Origin of the sequence: Burkholderia sp. Bp9012 (assembly GCF_003853825.1) — a bacterium.
In the GTDB taxonomy this organism is placed as follows: Bacteria; Pseudomonadota; Gammaproteobacteria; order Burkholderiales; family Burkholderiaceae; genus Burkholderia; species Burkholderia diffusa.
The window spans coordinates 42,526-60,521 of sequence record NZ_QTQA01000002.1; the positions used below are offsets into that span (position 1 = coordinate 42,526).

Annotated in this window: 17 protein-coding genes; all 17 read left to right on the plus strand. The window is 66.1% G+C overall.

The genetic code is table 11. From position 1 onward, the window contains the following. Positions 1–36: 36 nt before the first annotated feature. The 17 genes from DIE11_RS02400 (at position 37) to DIE11_RS02480 (ending at position 17,995) form a co-directional block, all read left to right on the plus strand. Positions 37–480 (plus strand): HIT family protein, encoded by a 444-nt coding sequence (locus tag DIE11_RS02400; protein WP_124621291.1) that lies wholly within the window; start codon positions 37–39, stop codon positions 478–480. After that, positions 477–890: a gamma-butyrobetaine hydroxylase-like domain-containing protein gene (locus tag DIE11_RS02405; RefSeq protein ID WP_011886002.1), complete on the plus strand. Its 414-nt coding sequence runs from the start codon at positions 477–479 to the stop codon at positions 888–890. Before DIE11_RS02400 ends, DIE11_RS02405 begins: the two co-directional genes overlap by 4 nt. A 52-nt stretch (positions 891–942) precedes the next feature. Then, positions 943–1,674 carry a bifunctional demethylmenaquinone methyltransferase/2-methoxy-6-polyprenyl-1,4-benzoquinol methylase UbiE gene (gene ubiE / locus DIE11_RS02410; RefSeq protein WP_059607669.1) on the plus strand — a complete coding sequence of 244 codons (732 nt, stop codon included), beginning with the start codon at positions 943–945 and terminating at the stop codon, positions 1,672–1,674. 41 nt (positions 1,675–1,715) lie between these two features. Further along, on the plus strand, positions 1,716–2,750 hold the full coding sequence (locus DIE11_RS02415) for a Tim44 domain-containing protein (protein WP_059607667.1): 1,035 nt from the start codon (positions 1,716–1,718) through the stop codon (positions 2,748–2,750). Between the two features lie 164 nt (positions 2,751–2,914). Then, on the plus strand, positions 2,915–3,541 hold the full coding sequence (locus DIE11_RS02420; protein ID WP_124621293.1) for an SCP2 domain-containing protein: 627 nt from the start codon (positions 2,915–2,917) through the stop codon (positions 3,539–3,541). 12 nt (positions 3,542–3,553) lie between these two features. Then, the gene (gene ubiB, locus DIE11_RS02425) at positions 3,554–5,131 is read left to right on the plus strand and encodes a ubiquinone biosynthesis regulatory protein kinase UbiB (protein WP_124621295.1); all 1,578 of its coding nucleotides are present in this window, start codon (positions 3,554–3,556) and stop codon (positions 5,129–5,131) included. Positions 5,132–5,148: 17 nt separating this feature from the next. Next, positions 5,149–5,775, plus strand: coding sequence for an SAM-dependent methyltransferase (locus tag DIE11_RS02430; protein WP_124621297.1), 627 nt, complete (start codon positions 5,149–5,151; stop codon positions 5,773–5,775). Between the two features lie 95 nt (positions 5,776–5,870). Continuing rightward, positions 5,871–6,212, plus strand: coding sequence for an FmdB family zinc ribbon protein (locus tag DIE11_RS02435; protein ID WP_059607660.1), 342 nt, complete (start codon positions 5,871–5,873; stop codon positions 6,210–6,212). Positions 6,213–6,273: 61 nt separating this feature from the next. Then, positions 6,274–6,924, plus strand: coding sequence for a DUF502 domain-containing protein (locus DIE11_RS02440; RefSeq protein WP_006477842.1), 651 nt, complete (start codon positions 6,274–6,276; stop codon positions 6,922–6,924). A gap of 67 nt (positions 6,925–6,991) precedes the next feature. Then, the gene (aspS, locus tag DIE11_RS02445; protein ID WP_059607657.1) at positions 6,992–8,794 is read left to right on the plus strand and encodes an aspartate--tRNA ligase; all 1,803 of its coding nucleotides are present in this window, start codon (positions 6,992–6,994) and stop codon (positions 8,792–8,794) included. A gap of 156 nt (positions 8,795–8,950) precedes the next feature. Further along, the gene (nudB, locus tag DIE11_RS02450; protein WP_124621299.1) at positions 8,951–9,445 is read left to right on the plus strand and encodes a dihydroneopterin triphosphate diphosphatase; all 495 of its coding nucleotides are present in this window, start codon (positions 8,951–8,953) and stop codon (positions 9,443–9,445) included. After that, positions 9,442–10,716: a cardiolipin synthase ClsB gene (gene clsB, locus DIE11_RS02455; protein WP_059607656.1), complete on the plus strand. Its 1,275-nt coding sequence runs from the start codon at positions 9,442–9,444 to the stop codon at positions 10,714–10,716. The genes nudB and clsB overlap by 4 nt, the downstream gene beginning before the upstream one ends. 199 nt (positions 10,717–10,915) lie before the next feature. Next, positions 10,916–11,515, plus strand: coding sequence for a TetR/AcrR family transcriptional regulator (locus DIE11_RS02460; RefSeq protein ID WP_006751498.1), 600 nt, complete (start codon positions 10,916–10,918; stop codon positions 11,513–11,515). A gap of 58 nt (positions 11,516–11,573) precedes the next feature. Then, positions 11,574–13,361, plus strand: coding sequence for an acyl-CoA dehydrogenase C-terminal domain-containing protein (locus DIE11_RS02465; RefSeq protein ID WP_059607654.1), 1,788 nt, complete (start codon positions 11,574–11,576; stop codon positions 13,359–13,361). 113 nt (positions 13,362–13,474) lie between these two features. Then, positions 13,475–15,910, plus strand: coding sequence for a 3-hydroxyacyl-CoA dehydrogenase/enoyl-CoA hydratase family protein (locus tag DIE11_RS02470; RefSeq protein WP_124621301.1), 2,436 nt, complete (start codon positions 13,475–13,477; stop codon positions 15,908–15,910). Positions 15,911–15,936: 26 nt separating this feature from the next. Next, positions 15,937–17,136, plus strand: coding sequence for an acetyl-CoA C-acyltransferase (locus DIE11_RS02475; protein WP_059607650.1), 1,200 nt, complete (start codon positions 15,937–15,939; stop codon positions 17,134–17,136). A gap of 91 nt (positions 17,137–17,227) precedes the next feature. Beyond that, on the plus strand, positions 17,228–17,995 hold the full coding sequence (locus tag DIE11_RS02480) for an enoyl-CoA hydratase (RefSeq protein ID WP_059607648.1): 768 nt from the start codon (positions 17,228–17,230) through the stop codon (positions 17,993–17,995). Position 17,996: the final 1 nt, after the last annotated feature.

The following is a 17,996-nucleotide window of genomic DNA, read 5'->3' on the forward strand; positions in this document are numbered from 1 at the left end:
GCTGAAGCGCCGGCGCCCGTCCACATGGGAGCGACGATGGAATGCGTGTTTTGCCGTGAAGACGGCGGCGAGGTGCTCTGGCAGGACGATGCGCTGCGCGTCGTGCTGGCGACGGCCGAGCACGACTACCCGGGTTTCTGCCGGGTGATCTGGGGCGCGCACGTGGCCGAGTTCTCCGATCTCGGCGAGCCCGAGCGGGCACACCTGATGCGCGTGGTCTACGCGGTCGAACGGGCGGTGCGCCGCGTGATGCAGCCGAACAAGGTGAATCTCGCGAGCCTCGGCAACATGGTGCCGCACGTGCACTGGCACGTGATCCCGCGCTTCTCCAACGACGCCCATTTCCCGCAGCCCGTCTGGGCGCCGCGCCAGCGCAGCGTGTCGGAGGCGCTGCTGCGCGCGCGCGCGGCGCAGGCCTCGCTGCTGCACAATGCGGTGCGCGAGGAAATTCAACGCATGACAGATTCGAGGCAGCCATGAGCGGTTTGACTTCCACGACGCCGATTCCGTCCGGCGTCGTCGTGCACGCGGTGTCGCGCGTGCTTGAATTGCAGTACCCGAACGGCGAGAGCTACCGGATTCCGTTCGAGCTGATGCGCGTTTATTCGCCGTCGGCCGAGGTGCGCGGCCACGGGCCAGGCCAGGAGACGCTGCAGACGGGCAAGCGCGAAGTCACGATCACCGCGCTCGAGGGCGTGGGCAACTACGCGCTGCAGCCGACGTTCTCGGACGGCCATTCGACCGGCATCTACTCGTGGGATCTGCTGTACGAACTGGCGACGCAGCAGGACGCGCTGTGGCGCGACTATTTCGACAAACTGAAGGCGGCGGGCGTCGAGCGCGACGCGCCGATGCAGGCGGCCCCCGCGCCGCACGGCCACTGCCACTGAAATCGACGGCGCCCGATCGGCGCCGTCTTGCCATTAACTGAGGATCAACGCGATGAGCAAAACCCACTTCGGCTTCGAAAGCGTCGAGGAAACCGAAAAAGCGAAGAAAGTGGCGGGTGTGTTCCATTCGGTCGCGAGCAACTACGATCTGATGAACGACCTGATGTCGGCGGGCATGCACCGCGCGTGGAAGGCGTTCACGATCGCGCAGGCGAACGTGCGCCCCGGCTTCAAGGTGCTCGACATCGCGGCTGGCACGGGCGACCTGACCAAGGCGTTCGCGAAGGCGGCGGGCCCGACGGGCGAGGTCTGGCACACCGACATCAACGAATCGATGCTGCGCGTCGGCCGCGACCGGCTGCTCGACAAGGGCATCGTGACGCCGTCGCTGCTGTGCGACGCCGAGAAAACCCCCTTTCCGGACAACTACTTCGATGTGGTCACGGTCGCGTTCGGGCTGCGCAACATGACGCACAAGGACGCCGCGCTGGCCGAGATGCGCCGCGTGACGAAGCCCGGCGGCCGCGTGATGGTGCTGGAATTCTCGAAAGTCTGGGATCCGCTGAAAAAAGCGTACGATTTGTATTCTTTCAAAGTATTACCGTGGCTTGGCGACAAGTTCGCGAAAGATGCTGAAAGTTACAGGTATCTTGCTGAATCTATCCGGATGCACCCCGATCAGGACACGCTGAAGACGATGATGGAACAAGCGGGCCTCGACGCCGTCAAATATTACAATTTGTCAGGTGGCGTGGTAGCTTTACACATGGGAACCAAGTACTAAGGGGTTCTTTCCATACATTCGCCTTACATCTGGAGAAAGTGATGTCCGAATCGCGTTCGTTGTTCAACCGTAGCAAGCCGTCGAAGCCGTGGGCTCGACGGGTCGGCACGCTGCTGATGGTCGGCCTGCTCACGGCCGGCACGTTCGCATCGCTCGATGCCGAAGCCAAGCGCATGGGCGGCGGGCGCAGCATCGGCCGTCAAAACTCCACCGTCACGCAGCGCCAGGCCACGCCGCCTGCGCAGCAGCCGATGCAGCAGGCCGCGCCGGCGCAGGCGCAGCGCGCGAACCCGGCCGCACCGGCTCCGGCCGCGCAGCCGAACCGCTCGCGCTGGCTCGGGCCGATCGCCGGTCTCGCGGCCGGCCTCGGCATCGCGGCGCTGCTGTCGCACTTCGGCCTGGGCGGCGCGTTCGCGAGCATGATGGCGAACGTCATCGTGATCGCATTGCTCGCGATGGTCGGCATCTGGCTGATCCGCAAGTTCATGAACCGTCGCCGCCCGCACGAACCGGCGTACTCGGTGGGCGGTTCGGCATCGTCGTCGGGCGGCTACTCGCAGAGCCCGTCGTTCCAGCAGGGCAGCACCGGTAACAACTATGCCGGCAGCGGCAGCAGCTATGCGAACGAAGCGCAAGGCGTGTTCGGCGGCGGCGCAGCCGCCGCCGGCGCGGCGGGCGCGATGGCGGCCGCGCCGCTGCAGGTGCCGGCGGGCTTCGACACCGAAGCGTTCCTGCGCAGCGCGAAGGTCTATTTCGTGCGCCTGCAGGCCGCGTGGGACCAGGGCAACCTGGCCGACATCCGCGAGTTCACGACGCCCGAAATGTTCGCCGAGATCAAGATCGACCTCGATTCGCGCGGCAACGAGTCGAACCAGACCGACGTCGTGCAGCTCGACGCGGAGCTGGTCGCGATCGAGGATCGCGGCATCGAGCAGTCGGCGAGCGTGCGCTTCCACGGGCTGATCCGCGAATCGGCGAATGCGTCGGCCGCACCGTTCGACGAGGTGTGGAACCTGTCGAAGTCGGGCAGTCAGGGCTGGCTGCTCGCGGGCATCCAGCAACTCAACACGCATTGAGCGTGACCGGCGGCCCGCGCCGCCGGATGCCTGGTCGACGGCTGCCGCACTGCGACCGCTTGCCGCCCGGGTGTGCGGTTGGCCGCGGTCTACCGACGATCCGACGTTACAATAGAAACCCGCGTGGGCGCCCGGCCCGCGCGGGTTTTTTCTTTCCCAGCCCGATGACCTTTGCCGCCAAGCCTTTTGCTGCTGCTGTCAATCACCTGCTCGCGCGCGAATCGTGGGCGCGCGACCGCCTGATCCCCTACGCGGGCAAGACCGCCCGGCTCGACGTGCCGCCCGTCACGCTGACGCTGCTCGTGCAGCCCGACGGCTATCTGTCCGCTGTGGAAGCGCACGATGCGAAACACGTCGACGTGTCGATCGCACTCGCGGGCGACACCGTCGCCGCATTCCTGCAGGGCGGCCAGGCGGCCGTGATGAAGCACGTGAAGATCGAGGGGGACGCGGAGTTCGCGACGCAGATCGCGAAGCTGGCCGAGCACCTGCGCTGGGAACCTGAGGAAGATCTCGCGAAGCTGGTTGGCGACGCGGCGGCGCACCGGATCGCGACGGTCGTGCGCGACGCCGGCGCGCGCGCGCGCCGCACCGGCCGCAACGTGCTCGATTCCGTCGCCGAATACTGGCTCGACGAAAACCCCCAAGTCGTCCGGCGCACGGTGCTCGGCGGTTTCGACGCCGAACTGGCGCGTGCGCGCGATGCGCTCGCGCGGATCGAGAAACGGGTCGAGCGACTCGAACAAAAAATCGGCGCGCGCACGGGCTCCGGCCCGCGCGGCGCGCACTGAGGGCCGCAGGGCATGCGCATTTTCCGTTTCATCAAGATTGTCTATACCGTCATCCGCTTTGGCCTCGACGAAGTGATGCTGTCCCGGATCGACGACCGGCGCGTGAAGCTGCTGTTGCGGATCACGACGATCGGCCGCCGCTATTCCGATCCGCCCGCCGTGCGGCTGCGTCACGCGCTCGAAAGCCTCGGCCCGATCTTCGTGAAGTTCGGCCAGGTGCTGTCGACACGCCGCGACCTGCTGTCGGTCGATTTCGCGAACGAACTCGCGAAGCTGCAGGACCAGGTGCCGCCGTTCGATTCGGCGGTTGCGATCGCGATCATCGAGAAGTCACTCGGCGCGCCGGTCGACGAGCTGTTCGACGAATTCGAGCGCGAGCCGGTCGCGAGCGCGTCGATCGCGCAGGTGCACTTCGCGAAGCTCAAGCAGGGCGTGCACGCGGGCAAGGCCGTCGCGGTCAAGGTGCTGCGCCCGAACATGCTGCCGGTGATCGATTCGGACCTCGCGCTGATGCGCGATATCGCGACGTGGACGGAGCGCATGTGGGCAGACGGCCGGCGCCTGAAGCCGCGCGAAGTCGTCGCCGAATTCGACAAGTATCTGCACGACGAGCTGGACCTGATGCGCGAGGCCGCGAACGGCAGCCAACTGCGCCGCAACTTCGCGGGCCTCGACCTGCTGCTCGTGCCCGAGATGTTCTGGGATTTCTCGACGTCGCAGGTGCTCGTGATGGAGCGCATGACCGGCGTGCCGATCAGCCAGGTCGAGACGCTGCGCTCGGCCGGCGTCGATATCAAGAAGCTCGCGCGCGAAGGTGTCGAGATCTTCTTCACGCAGGTGTTCCGCGACGGTTTCTTTCATGCGGACATGCACCCGGGCAACATCCAGGTGAGCCTCGATCCGAACACGTTCGGCCGCTATATCGCGCTCGATTTCGGGATCGTCGGCGCGTTGTCGGATTTCGACAAGAACTACCTCGCGCAGAACTTCCTCGCCTTCTTCAAGCGCGACTACCACCGCGTCGCGACGCTGCACCTCGAATCGGGCTGGGTGCCGCCCGAGACACGCGTCGAGGAGCTCGAAAGCGCGATCCGCGCGGTGTGCGAGCCATATTTCGACCGCGCACTGAAGGACATCTCGCTCGGTCAGGTGCTGATGCGTCTGTTCTCGACGTCGCGCCGCTTCAACGTCGAGATCCAGCCGCAGCTCGTGCTGCTGCAGAAGACGATGCTGAACGTCGAGGGGCTCGGCCGTTCGCTCGATCCTGAACTCGACCTGTGGAAGACGGCGAAGCCGTATCTCGAGCGCTGGATGACCGAGCAGATCGGCCTGCGCGGCTGGTACGAGCGCTTCAAGGTCGAAGCGCCGCAGTGGAGCAAGACGCTGCCGCAACTGCCGCGCCTGATCCACCACGCGATGGCGGCGCACCACGACGCACCGCGCGCGGCGAGCGAGGACCTGATGCGTCAGATCCTCGTCGAGCAGAAACGTACCAACCGGCTGCTGCAGGCATTGCTGATCTTCGGCCTTGCCGTCGGCGTCGGGGCGCTCGTCGCGCGCGTGCTGCTCGCGCTCGCATACGGCGCATGACCGAAGGGAGCCGCGCGATGTCCGAACCGAAACGACCGCCCGCATCGAGCACCGCCGATTTCGAGACGCGCGACCCCGGCAACGCTGCGTTCTGGGACGAGCGTTTCGCGCGCGGCGTGACGCCGTGGGAGTTCGGCGGCGTGCCGAACGGGTTTCGCGCGTTTGCCCAGCGCCTCGAGCCTTGTGCGGTGCTGATTCCGGGCTGCGGCAGTGCGCAGGAGGCCGGCTGGCTCGCGCAGGCCGGCTGGCCCGTGCGCGCGATCGATTTCTCGGCGCAGGCGGTGGCGGCGGCGAAGGCGCAGCTCGGCGCGCATGCGGACGTCGTGGAGCAGGCCGATTTCTTCGCGTACCGACCGCCGTTCGATGTGCAGTGGGTGTACGAGCGCGCGTTCCTGTGCGCGTTGCCGCCGAGCCTGCGCGCCGGCTATGCGGCGCAGATGGCCGAACTGCTGCCCGCCGGTGCGCTGCTGGCCGGTTATTTCTTCGTGACGGCGAAACCAAAGGGGCCGCCGTTCGGCATCGAGCGCGCGGAACTCGATGCGCTGCTCGCGCCGCACTTCGAACTGATCGAGGATCTGCCGGTGACCGATTCGCTGGCCGTGTTCGAAGGGCACGAGCGCTGGCTCACGTGGCGCCGTCGCTGAAGCTCGGGCGTCGCGGCCGTTGCCGGAGCGCGCCGGGGTTTCAGCTATAATTCAAGGTTTTGCAAGCCGTTTCCAGTTTCTGCGGGAAAAATATCATGCCGATCTACGCCTATCGATGCGAAGCGTGCGGTTTCGCGAAGGACGTGCTCCAGAAGATGAGCGACGCGCCGCTGTCGCAATGCCCCGAATGCGGGAAGGATGCTTTTCGCAAGCAGGTCACCGCCGCCGGCTTCCAGCTGAAGGGCTCCGGCTGGTATGTCACCGATTTCCGCGGTGGCTCGAGCGGCACCAGCGCGCCGGCGACGGCGTCCGGCGACACGGCGGCAACACCGGCCGCCGCGGCGCCTGCGGCAGCCGCGCCCGCTGCCGCGAGCTCCGAAAGTACGACGACGAGCGCCGCGCCCGCCCCGGCTGCAGCGCCCGCCGCCAGCAGTTGACTGTCGCGGCCCGGCCGGGCCGCGACCAACCCGCGCTTCCGGCGCGGTTCATTGACGGCAGATGATGAAAAAGACGACCCTGAAAACGGTGTTCCTGACCGGCCTGCTGGTTCTCGTCCCGCTCGCGATCACGCTGTGGGTGCTCGGCCTCATCATCGGCACGATGGACCAGACGCTGCTGCTGTTGCCCGAATCGTGGCAGCCGGAGCGGATGCTCGGCTTCCACCTGCCGGGGATCGGCGCGGTGCTGACGCTCGCGTTCATCTTCGTCGTCGGGCTGGCCACGCAGAACTTCATCGGCCAGAAGCTCGTCACGTGGTGGAACGCGGTCGTGCGTCACATCCCGGTCGTCGGGCCGATCTACACGAGCGTCAAGCAGGTGTCGGACACGCTGCTGTCGAGCAGCGGCAACGCGTTCCGCAAGGCGCTGCTGATCGAATACCCGCGTCGCGGCTCGTATACGATTGCGTTTCTGACCGGCACGCCCGGCGGCGACGTGGTCAACCATCTGACGGAAGAGTACGTGAGCGTGTACGTGCCCACGACGCCGAACCCGACGTCGGGCTTCTTCCTGATGCTGCCGAAGAGCGAAGTCATCGAACTCGACATGTCGGTCGATGCCGCGCTCAAGTACATCGTCTCGATGGGCGTCGTGGCGCCTTCGGCGCCGGCTCCGGCGCCCGCCCGTCGTCCCGTCGAGCCGCCGCTGTAAGTAAAGAATCATCGCCCGGGCCGCGCGTTGCGGCACCCGTTGATCAAACCGAACGAAAGCAAACATCATGTCGATGCGTACTGAATACTGCGGTCTCGTGACCGAACACCTGCTGGGCCAAACCGTGTCGCTGTGCGGCTGGGTGCAGCGCCGCCGCGATCACGGCGGTGTGATCTTCATCGACCTGCGCGATCGTGAAGGCCTCGTGCAGGTGGTGTGCGATCCGGATCGCGCGGAGATGTTCGCGACCGCCGAAGGCGTGCGCAACGAGTTCTGCGTGCAGATCAAGGGTCTCGTGCGCAACCGTCCGGAAGGCACGGTCAACGCCGGCCTGAAGAGCGGCAAGATCGAAGTGCTGTGCCACGAGCTGATCGTGCTGAACGCGTCGGTCACGCCGCCGTTCCAGCTCGACGACGACAACCTGTCGGAAACGACGCGTCTCACGCACCGCGTGCTCGACCTGCGCCGTCCGCAGATGCAGCACAACCTGCGCCTGCGCTACCGCGTCGCGATCGAAGCGCGCAAGTACCTCGACGAGCAGGGCTTCATCGACATCGAAACGCCGATGCTGACGAAGAGCACGCCGGAAGGCGCGCGCGACTACCTCGTGCCGTCGCGCGTGAACGCGGGCCAGTTCTTCGCGCTGCCGCAGTCGCCGCAGCTGTTCAAGCAGCTGCTGATGGTCGCGAACTTCGACCGTTACTACCAGATCACCAAGTGCTTCCGCGACGAGGACCTCCGTGCCGACCGTCAGCCGGAATTCACGCAGATCGACTGCGAGACGTCGTTCCTCGGCGAGCAGGAAATCCGCGACCTGTTCGAAGACATGATCCGTCACATCTTCAAGACGACGATCGACGTCGAACTCGACGCGAAATTCCCGGTGATGCCGTACTCGGAAGCGATGGCGCGTTTCGGTTCGGACAAGCCGGACCTGCGTGTGCAGCTCGAATTCACCGAGCTGACCGACGCGATGAAGGACGTCGACTTCAAGGTGTTCAGCACGCCGGCCAACGCGAAGGACGGCCGTGTCGCGGCGCTGCGCGTGCCGAAGGGCGGCGAGCTGTCGCGCGGCGACATCGACGGTTACACGGAATTCGTGCGCATCTACGGCGCGAAGGGCCTCGCCTGGATCAAGGTCAACGAGAAGGCGAAGGGCCGCGACGGCCTGCAAAGCCCGATCGTCAAGAACCTGCACGACGCATCGATCGCGGCGATCCTCGAGCGCACCGGCGCTGAAGACGGCGACATCATCTTCTTCGCGGCCGACCGTGCGAAGGTCGTCAACGACAGCCTCGGCGCACTGCGCCTGAAGATCGGCCATTCGGAATTCGGCAAGGCGAACGGCCTCGTCCAGGCCGGCTGGAAGCCGCTGTGGGTCGTCGACTTCCCGATGTTCGAATACGACGACGAAGACGCGCGCTACGTCGCCGCGCACCACCCGTTCACGAGCCCGAAGGACGAGCACCTCGAGTACCTCGAGACGGATCCCGGCCGTTGCCTCGCGAAGGCGTACGACATGGTGCTGAACGGCTGGGAAATCGGCGGCGGCTCGGTGCGTATCCACCGCGAGGAAGTGCAGAGCAAGGTGTTCCGCGCGCTGAAGATCGGTGCGGAAGAAGCGCAGGCGAAGTTCGGCTTCCTGCTGGACGCGCTGCAGTACGGCGCGCCGCCGCACGGCGGTATCGCGTTCGGTCTCGACCGCATCGTCACGATGATGGCCGGCGCCGACTCGATCCGCGACGTGATCGCGTTCCCGAAGACGCAGCGTGCGCAGGATCTGCTCACGCAGGCGCCGAGCCCGGTCGACGAGCGTCAGCTGCGCGAGCTGCACATCCGTCTGCGTCAGCCGGAACAGCCGAAGGCGTAACGCTTGTCACAGGTCGTGTGCGCGGTGACGCGCGCACGACGCCCAACGAAAAAGGCGCCGTTGTGCGCCTTTTTCGCTTTTTGCGGTACAGTCGCAGCACTTGCCGCACGTTCGGGCCCAGGCCCGGCGCACGGCCCTGTGCCGCATGAAACAAAGATGACGAAGCCGCCGAAAATCCCCGAATCCGTTCTCGTCGTGATCTACACGCCCGAACTCGACGTACTGGTGATCAAGCGTGCCGACCAGCCCGATTTCTGGCAATCGGTGACCGGATCGAAGGACGCGCTCGACGAGCCGCTCGCGCTCACGGCCGCGCGCGAAGTCGCCGAGGAAACCGGCATCGCGGTCGGGTCGCCCGACGTGCCGGCCACCGCGCTGATCGACTGGCACCACCGGATCGAATACAGCATCTATCCGCAATACCTGCATCGCTATGCGCCGGGTGTCACGCGCAATATCGAGCACTGGTTCGGCCTGTGCGTGCCGCGCCGCGTCGACGTGACGCTGTCGCCGCGCGAGCATGTCGACTACGCATGGCTGCCGTTCCGCGAAGCGGCCGCGCGCTGCTTTTCGCCATCGAATGCCGAAGCGATCCTGCAACTGCCCGTGCGCGTGTCGCTCGCGCAATCGCCGCACGGCTCTTCCGCATGAATGCGGAAACCCGCAAGCGCTTCGCGCAATTGCGGCAGATGTTCCTGCAGGAGCGCGGCTCCGCGTCGCGGCTCGCGTTCACGGCCGGCAACACGGTGCGCCTTTGCGAGACCGGCAACGAATTCTTCCACGCGCTGATCGAACGGATCGATGCGGCGCGCGAGCAGGTGATGCTCGAAACCTACATCTTCTGCGACGACGCGGCCGGCCGCCCGGTGTCGGATGCGCTGATTCGCGCGGCGCAGCGCGGCGTGCGCGTGCGCGTGATCACCGACGGCGTCGGCACCGCGCGCCTGCCGCTGTTCGATACGTGGGCCGAGGCCGGTGTCGAGCACTGCATCTACAACCGATTCCTGTTCGGCCGCTTCGGCTTCTCGCGCACGCACCGCAAGCTCGCGGTGATCGATCATGCGGTCGCGTTCTGCGGCGGCATCAACATCGTCGACGACTACACGCAGGGCAGCGCGACGCTGCCGTTCCCGCGCTGGGATTTCGCGGTCGAGATGGCCGGGCCGGCGGTGTCGGACGTGCGCGCCGCGTTCGAGCTGCAGTGGCACCGCATCCAGTTCGGCCACAAGCCTTATGCGCAGTACGCGGCCGGGCTGCACGGCGGCGAGGCGTTCCCGGACATGTTCCGGCGCTGGATGCGCAGCCACCGGTGGATCAAGGCCGGTGCGCTGCGGGTCGTGACGGAGCCGAGCGTCGCGTTCGTCGCGCGCGACAATGTCGTGAACCGCCGCGCGATCGAGAAGGCGTATCTCGCCGCAATCGGCCAGGCGCGCCAGCGGATCCTGCTCGCGAATCCGTATTTCATGCCGGGCCGCAAGCTGCGCCGCGCGCTGACGGGCGCCGCACGCCGCGGCGTCGACGTGCGGATCCTGATTGGCCGTAACGAGTTCACGGCGCTCGATACGGCCGTGCCGTTCCTGTATCACGCGCTGCTGCGCGCGGGCGTGCGCGTGGCGGAATACGACAAGACGATCCTGCACGGCAAAGTGGCGGTGATCGACGACAACTGGGCGACCGTCGGCTCGTCGAACCTCGACGCGCTGAGCCTGATGCTGAACAATGAGGCGAACGTCGTGCTGGTGCGCTACGATGAGATCACCAACGAACTGCGCGACGCGATCGCGGCCGCCTTCACCGAAGGCCGTGAAATCGATGCGGCCCGGTATGCCGCACGGCCGCGCATCGAGCGTATGCTGAACTGGCTCGCGTACAACACGTACCGCATCGTGATGAAGGCGCTGACGGTCGGTGGTTACGACTGACGAAGACTAAGCGTTCGCTTCAAAAATCTGTCCGCACGTTCGTGCGGAAAAGCCGCTCCGGTCCCGCCGGAATCGCGCAAAATAGCGGCTCGGTTAGACACCGGTTTCTAATAATTTCCTTGTTTCGCGAGCGGCCGCACTCAATAATAGTACGGCCGTTCGATTTTATTCGAACCCCCGAACGGTTACAGAAATAGCTATGCGAAAAGGCGAACAGACGCGTGCCGCGATACTCGAAGCTGCTTTGGACCTCGCCAGCCGTGACGGGCTGGAGGGGCTGACGATCGGCCTGCTGGCCGAGCGCATGCAGATGAGCAAGAGTGGTGTGTTCGCGCACTTCGGATCGCGCGAGGACCTGCAGGTCGAGGTCGTCCGCGAGTATCACCATCGTTTCGAAAACGAGGTGTTCTTTCCGAGCCTGCGTGAGCCGCGAGGGTTGCCGCGCCTCCGGGCGATGCTGGCCCGCTGGACGGAGAAGCGCATCCAGGAAGTGACGACCGGATGCATCTACATCAGCGGCGCCGTCGAGTACGACGACCGGCCCGACAGCCCCGTGCGCGAGCAGTTGATCGCGAGCGTGACGGCCTGGCGTGCCGCGATGCTGCGTGCCATTTCGCAGGCGAAGGAAGAAGGCCATCTGCGTGCGGATACGGATCCGGACCTGATGCTCTTCGAGTTGTACAGCTTCACGCTCGGCCTGCATCACGACGCACGATTCCTGCATTCGCCGGATGCCGTGCGCCTCACGTGGGCCGCGCTGGAAAAGACGATCGTTTCGTATCAGAGCGAGAGCCGTTAGCGGCGCGTGATCCGCCCGCCAGGAGCTCGAGCCGTTTTGCCCACCTTTGGAGAGAGTCATGGGACAGTACGCCGCGCCGCTGCGCGACATGCAATTCGTGTTGCACGAGCTTCTGAACGTCGAAGCCGAGGTCAAGCAAATGCCGCGGCATGCGGACCTCGACGCCGACACGATCAACCAGGTCCTCGAGGAGGCGGGCAAGTTCTGCTCCGAGGTACTGTTCCCGCTGAACCAGGTCGGCGACCGTGAAGGCTGCACGTATGAAGGCGACGGCGTCGTGAAGACCCCGACCGGCTTCAAGGAAGCGTACCAGCAGTACGTCGAGGCCGGCTGGCCGGCGCTCGGCTGCGATCCGGACTACGGCGGCCAGGGCCTGCCCGCGTTCGTGAACAACGCGCTCTACGAAATGCTGAACTCGGCGAACCAGGCATGGACGATGTATCCGGGCCTGTCGCACGGCGCCTACGAATGCCTGCATGCGCACGGCGCGCCGGAACTCCAGAAGCAGTATCTGCCGAAGCTCGTGTCGGGCGAATGGACGGGCACGATGTGCCTGACCGAGCCGCACTGCGGCACCGACCTCGGCATCCTGCGCACCAAGGCCGAACCGAACGGCGACGGCTCGTACTCGATCAGCGGCACGAAGATCTTCATCTCGAGCGGCGAGCACGACATGTCGAAGAACATCGTCCACCTCGTGCTCGCACGCCTGCCGGATGCGCCGCAGGGCACCAAGGGGATCTCGCTGTTCATCGTGCCGAAGTTCATTCCGGACGCCGCGGGCGAGCCGGGCGAGCGCAACGGCATCAAATGCGGCTCGATCGAACACAAGATGGGCATCCACGGCAACTCGACGTGCGTGATGAACCTCGACAACGCGAAGGGCTGGATGGTCGGCGAGCCGAACAAGGGCCTCAACGCGATGTTCGTGATGATGAACGCCGCGCGTCTGGGCGTCGGCATGCAGGGTCTGGGTCTCACGGAAGTCGCGTACCAGAACTCGCTGACGTACGCGAAGGAGCGCCTGCAGATGCGCTCGCTGACGGGCCCGAAGGCACCGGACAAGCCGGCCGACCCGATCATCGTGCACCCGGACGTGCGCCGCATGCTGCTCACGCAGAAGGCCTACGCCGAAGGCGCGCGCGCGTTCACGTACTGGTCCGCGCTGCAGATCGACAAGGAACTGTCGCACGCTGACGAAGCGGTGCGCAAGGAAGCGGCCGATCTCGTCGCGCTGCTCACGCCGATCATCAAGGCGTTCCTGACCGACAACGCATTCGAGTCGACCAACCACGCGATGCAGATCTACGGCGGCCACGGCTTCATCTCCGAGTGGGGCATGGAGCAGTACGTGCGCGACGCGCGGATCAACATGATCTACGAAGGCACGAACTCGATCCAGTCGCTCGACCTGCTGGGCCGCAAGGTGCTCGGCGACATGGGCGCGAAGCTGAAGAAATTCGGCAAGCTCGTCACGGAATTCGCGGAAGCCGAAGGCGTGAAGCCGGAAATGGCCGAGTTCATCAACCCGCTCGCCGACATCGGCGACAAGGTGCAGAAGCTGACGATGGAAATCGGCATGAAGGCGATGCAGAACCCGGACGAAGTCGGCGCTGCCGCCGTGCCGTACCTGCGCACCGTGGGCCACCTGGTGTTCTCGTACTTCTGGGCGCGCATGGCGCGCCTCGCCCTCGACAAGGAAGCGTCGGGCGACCCGTTCTACAAGTCGAAGCTCGCGACCGCACGCTTCTACTTCGCGCGCCTGCTGCCCGAAACGGCGGCGACGATCCGCGCCGCGCGCGCCGGTTCGAAGACGCTGATGGAAGTCGACGAATCGCTGTTCTGACGCGAGTCCGGGCGGTGCGCGCCGCGCGCCGCCCGAACGCAACGGTTCCTGGTACTCAATTCGCCGTGCAGCCCTCACAACCCGCGCTGCACGACACTATCCGGAGACATCCCGTGAGCAATTTCCTGATTCGCAAGGTCGCCGTGCTGGGCGCCGGCGTGATGGGCGCGCAGATCGCCGCGCATCTCGTCAACGCGCGCGTGCCGGTGCTGCTGTTCGACCTGCCGGCCAAGGAAGGCCCGAAAAACGCGATCGCGCTGAAGGCGATCGAGAACCTGAAGAAGCTGTCGCCCGCGCCGTTCGGCGTGAAGGACGATGCGAAATATCTCGAAGCCGCGAACTATGAAGACGACATCGCGAAGCTCGCCGAATGCGACGTCGTGATCGAGGCGATCGCCGAGCGGATGGACTGGAAGCACGACCTGTACAAGAAGGTCGCGCCGCACATCGCACCGAATGCGATTTTCGCGACCAACACGTCGGGCCTGTCGATCACGAAGCTGTCCGAAGGTTTCTCGGACGAGCTCAAGTCGCGCTTTTGCGGCGTGCACTTCTTCAACCCGCCGCGCTACATGCACCTCGTCGAGCTGATCCCGACCGCGCATACGCGCCCGGAGATCCTCGACCAGCTCGAAACCTTCCTGACGAGCATCGTCGGCAAGGGCGTCGTGCGCGCGAAGGACACGCCGAACTTCATCGCGAACCGCGTCGGCATCTTCTCGATCCTCGCGGTGATCACCGAGGCCGCGAAGTTCGGCCTGCGCTTCGATGAAGTCGACGACCTGACGGGCAGCCGCCTCGGCCGCGCGAAGTCGGCGACGTTCCGCACGGCGGACGTGGTCGGCCTCGACACGATGGCGCACGTGATCAAGACGATGCAGGACAACCTCGCCGACGATCCGTTCTTCCCGGTCTACCAGACGCCTGCCGTGCTCGCCGAACTGGTGAAGCAGGGCGCGCTGGGCCAGAAGACGGGCGGCGGCTTCTACAAGAAGGAAGGCAAGGCGATCAAGGTGCTCGACGCGAAGACGGGCACTTACGTCGATTCGGGTGCGAAGGCGGACGAAACCGTCGGCCGCATCCTGAAGCGCCCGCCGGCGGAACGCCTGAAGTTGCTGCGCGAGACGGACCATCCGCACGCGCAGTTCCTGTGGTCGATCTTCCGCGACGTGTTCCACTACATCGGCGTGCATCTCGAGTCGATCGCCGACAACGCGCGCGACGTCGACCTCGCGATCCGCTGGGGCTTCGGCTGGAACGAAGGCCCGTTCGAAGGCTGGCAGGCCGCCGGCTGGAAGCAGGTTGCCGAGTGGGTGCAGGAAGACATCGCGGCCGGCAAGGCGCTCGCGAACGTGCCGCTGCCGTCGTGGGTGCTGGAAGGCGCGGTTGCCGAGAAGGGCGGCGTGCACACGGCCGAAGGCTCGTGGGCGCCTGCTTCGAAGCGCTTCGTGCCGCGTTCCGACCTCGCCGTCTACGGCAAGCAGGTGTTCCGCGCGCCGCTCGTCGGCGAAGCCGGCGCCGATCCGAAGACGTACGGCAAGACGCTGTTCGAAACCGACGCGGTGCGTGCATGGGTCGACGACCGTGCGGGCGAGGACGACGTCGTGATCGTGTCGTTCAAGTCGAAGATGAACACGATCGGGCCGAGCGTGATCGACGGCCTCGTGCAGGCGATCGAGCTCGCGGAGAAGGACTACAAGGGCGTGGTGATCTGGCAGCCGACGTCGCTGAAGCTCGGCACGCCGGGTGGCCCGTTCTCGGCCGGTGCGAACCTCGAAGAGGCGATGCCCGCGTTCATGATGGGCGGCGCGAAGGGCATCGAGCCGTTCGTGAAGAAGTTCCAGGAAGGCATGCTGCGCGTGAAGTACGCGAACGTGCCGGTCGTTGCGGCCGTGTCGGGCATCGCGCTCGGCGGCGGGTGCGAACTGATGCTGCACAGCGCGAAGCGCGTCGTGCACGTCGAGAGCTACATCGGTCTCGTCGAAGTGGGCGTCGGCCTCGTGCCGGCCGGCGGCGGCCTGAAGGAAGCGGCGCTGCGCGCGGCGGATGCGGCAACGGCCGCGAACGCGACCACCGACATCCTGAAGTTCGTCACGAAGTCGTTCGAGAACGCGGCGATGGCCAAGGTTTCGTCGTCGGCGCACGATGCACGCGCGATGGGCTACCTGAAGCCGTCCGACACGATCGTCTTCAACGTGTTCGAGCTGCTCGACACCGCGAAGAAGGAAGCACGCGCGCTGGCGGCCGTCGGCTACCGTGCGCCGCTGCGCGCGAAGGACGTGCCGGTCGCAGGCCGCTCGGCGATCGCGACGATCAAGGCATCGCTCGTCAACATGCGTGACGGCCGCTTCATCAGCGACCACGACTACCTGATCGCGAGCCGTATCGCCGAAGCCGTGTGTGGCGGCGACGTCGAAGCCGGCAGCCTCGTCGACGAGCAGTGGCTGCTCGCACTCGAGCGCCGCGCGTTCGTCGAGCTGCTCGGCACGCAGAAGACGCAGGAACGGATCATGGGCATGTTGCAGACCGGCAAGCCGGTGCGTAACTGAGCGAGCGACAAGGCAAGGAGTCTGAAATGAGCAAACAACTGCAAGACGCATACATCGTCGCCGCAAGCCGCACCCCGATCGGCAAGGCTCCGCGCGGTGTCTTCAAGAACACGCGCCCCGACGAGCTGCTGGTTCACGCGATCAAGTCGGCGGTCGCGCAGGTGCCCGGCCTCGACACGAAGGTGATCGAGGACGCGATCATCGGCTGCGCGATTCCGGAAGCCGAGCAGGGCCTGAACGTCGCCCGCATGGGCGCGCTGCTCGCGGGGCTGCCGCAGACGGTCGGCGGCGTGACGGTCAACCGCTTCTGCGCGTCGGGCATCACGGCGCTGGCGATGGCGGCGGACCGCATCCGCGTCGGCGAATCGGACGCGCTGCTCGCGGGCGGTTGCGAATCGATGAGCATGGTGCCGATGATGGGCAACAAGCCGTCGATGTCGCCGCACATCTTCGATCGCAGCGAGGATTTCGGCATCGCATACGGGATGGGCCTGACCGCCGAGCGCGTCGCCGAGCAGTGGAAGGTGAGCCGCGAAGACCAGGACGCGTTCTCGGTCGAATCGCACCGCAAGGCGCTCGCCGCCCAGCAGGCCGGCGAGTTCGGCGACGAAATCGCCGCATACACGATCACCGAGCGTTTCCCGAACCTGGCGACGGGCGAAGTCGACGTGAAGACGCGCGAGATCAAGCTCGACGAAGGTCCGCGTGCGGATACGTCGATCGAAGGCCTCGCGAAGCTGCGCACGGTGTTCGCGAACAAGGGCTCGGTCACGGCCGGCAACAGCTCGCAGACGTCGGATGGCGCGGGCGCGCTGCTGGTCGTGTCGGAGAAGGTGCTCAAGGAGTTCAACCTGACGCCGCTCGCGCGCTTCGTGAGCTTCGCGGTGCGTGGCGTGCCGCCGGAAATCATGGGCATCGGCCCGAAGGAAGCGATTCCGGCCGCGCTGAAGGCCGCAGGCCTGAAGCAGGACGATCTCGACTGGATCGAGCTGAACGAAGCGTTCGCCGCGCAATCGCTGGCGGTGATGCGCGATCTCGGCCTCGACCCGTCGAAGGTCAACCCGATGGGCGGTGCGATCGCACTCGGCCACCCGCTCGGCGCGACCGGCGCGATCCGCGCGGCGACCGTCGTGCACGGCCTGCGCCGCCGTAACCTGAAGTACGGGATGGTCACGATGTGCGTCGGCACCGGCATGGGCGCCGCGGGCATCATCGAACGCCTGTAAGCGGGGCGGGACAAGAGCGACGACGGTGCGCGGGCCACGAGCTCGCGCACCGTTTTTTCATTCCGATAGAGGAAAGTCAAAGGAGACGGTTGTGGCCGAAATTCAAGTGGAACGCGCCGACGGCGTGATGACGATCACGATCGCGCGCCCGGCGAAGAAGAACGCGCTGACGGCGGCGATGTACCAGACGATGGCCGATGCGCTCGCCGACGCGCAGGAAGACAAGGCGGTCCGCGTGATCCTGCTGCGCGGCAGCGACGGCAACTTCAGCGCGGGGAACGATCTCGAGGATTTCCTGAAGGCGCCGCCGAAGGACGAAAACGCGTCGGTATTCCAGTTTCTCGCGCGGATCAGCAGCGCGACCAAGCCGATCGTCGCGGCGGTGCCGGGCATCGCCGTTGGCGTCGGCGTGACGATGCTGCTGCACTGCGATCTCGTCTACGCGGCCGACACCGCGGCGTTCTCGCTGCCATTCGCGCAGCTCGGGCTGTGCCCGGAAGCCGCATCGAGCGTGCTGCTGCCACGCCTGGCCGGCCATCAGGTCGCCGCTGAAAAGCTGCTGCTCGGCGAAGCCTTCGATGCGCTGGAAGCGCACCGCATCGGCATCGTCAATCGCGTGCTGCCGGCCGCCGAGCTCGACGCATTCGCGGCGAAGCAGGCCGCGAAACTCGCGGCGCTGCCGGCGTCGTCGCTGCGCGTGACGAAGGCGCTGTTGAAGGAGACGGGAGGCGTGGCCGTTGCCGCGCGGATGAGCGAGGAGGCCGGCCATTTCTCCGCGATGCTGCGCGCGCCGGAGGCACGCGAGGCGATGACGGCGTTCTTCGAGAAGCGTAAGCCGGATTTCCGTCAGTTCGACTGAC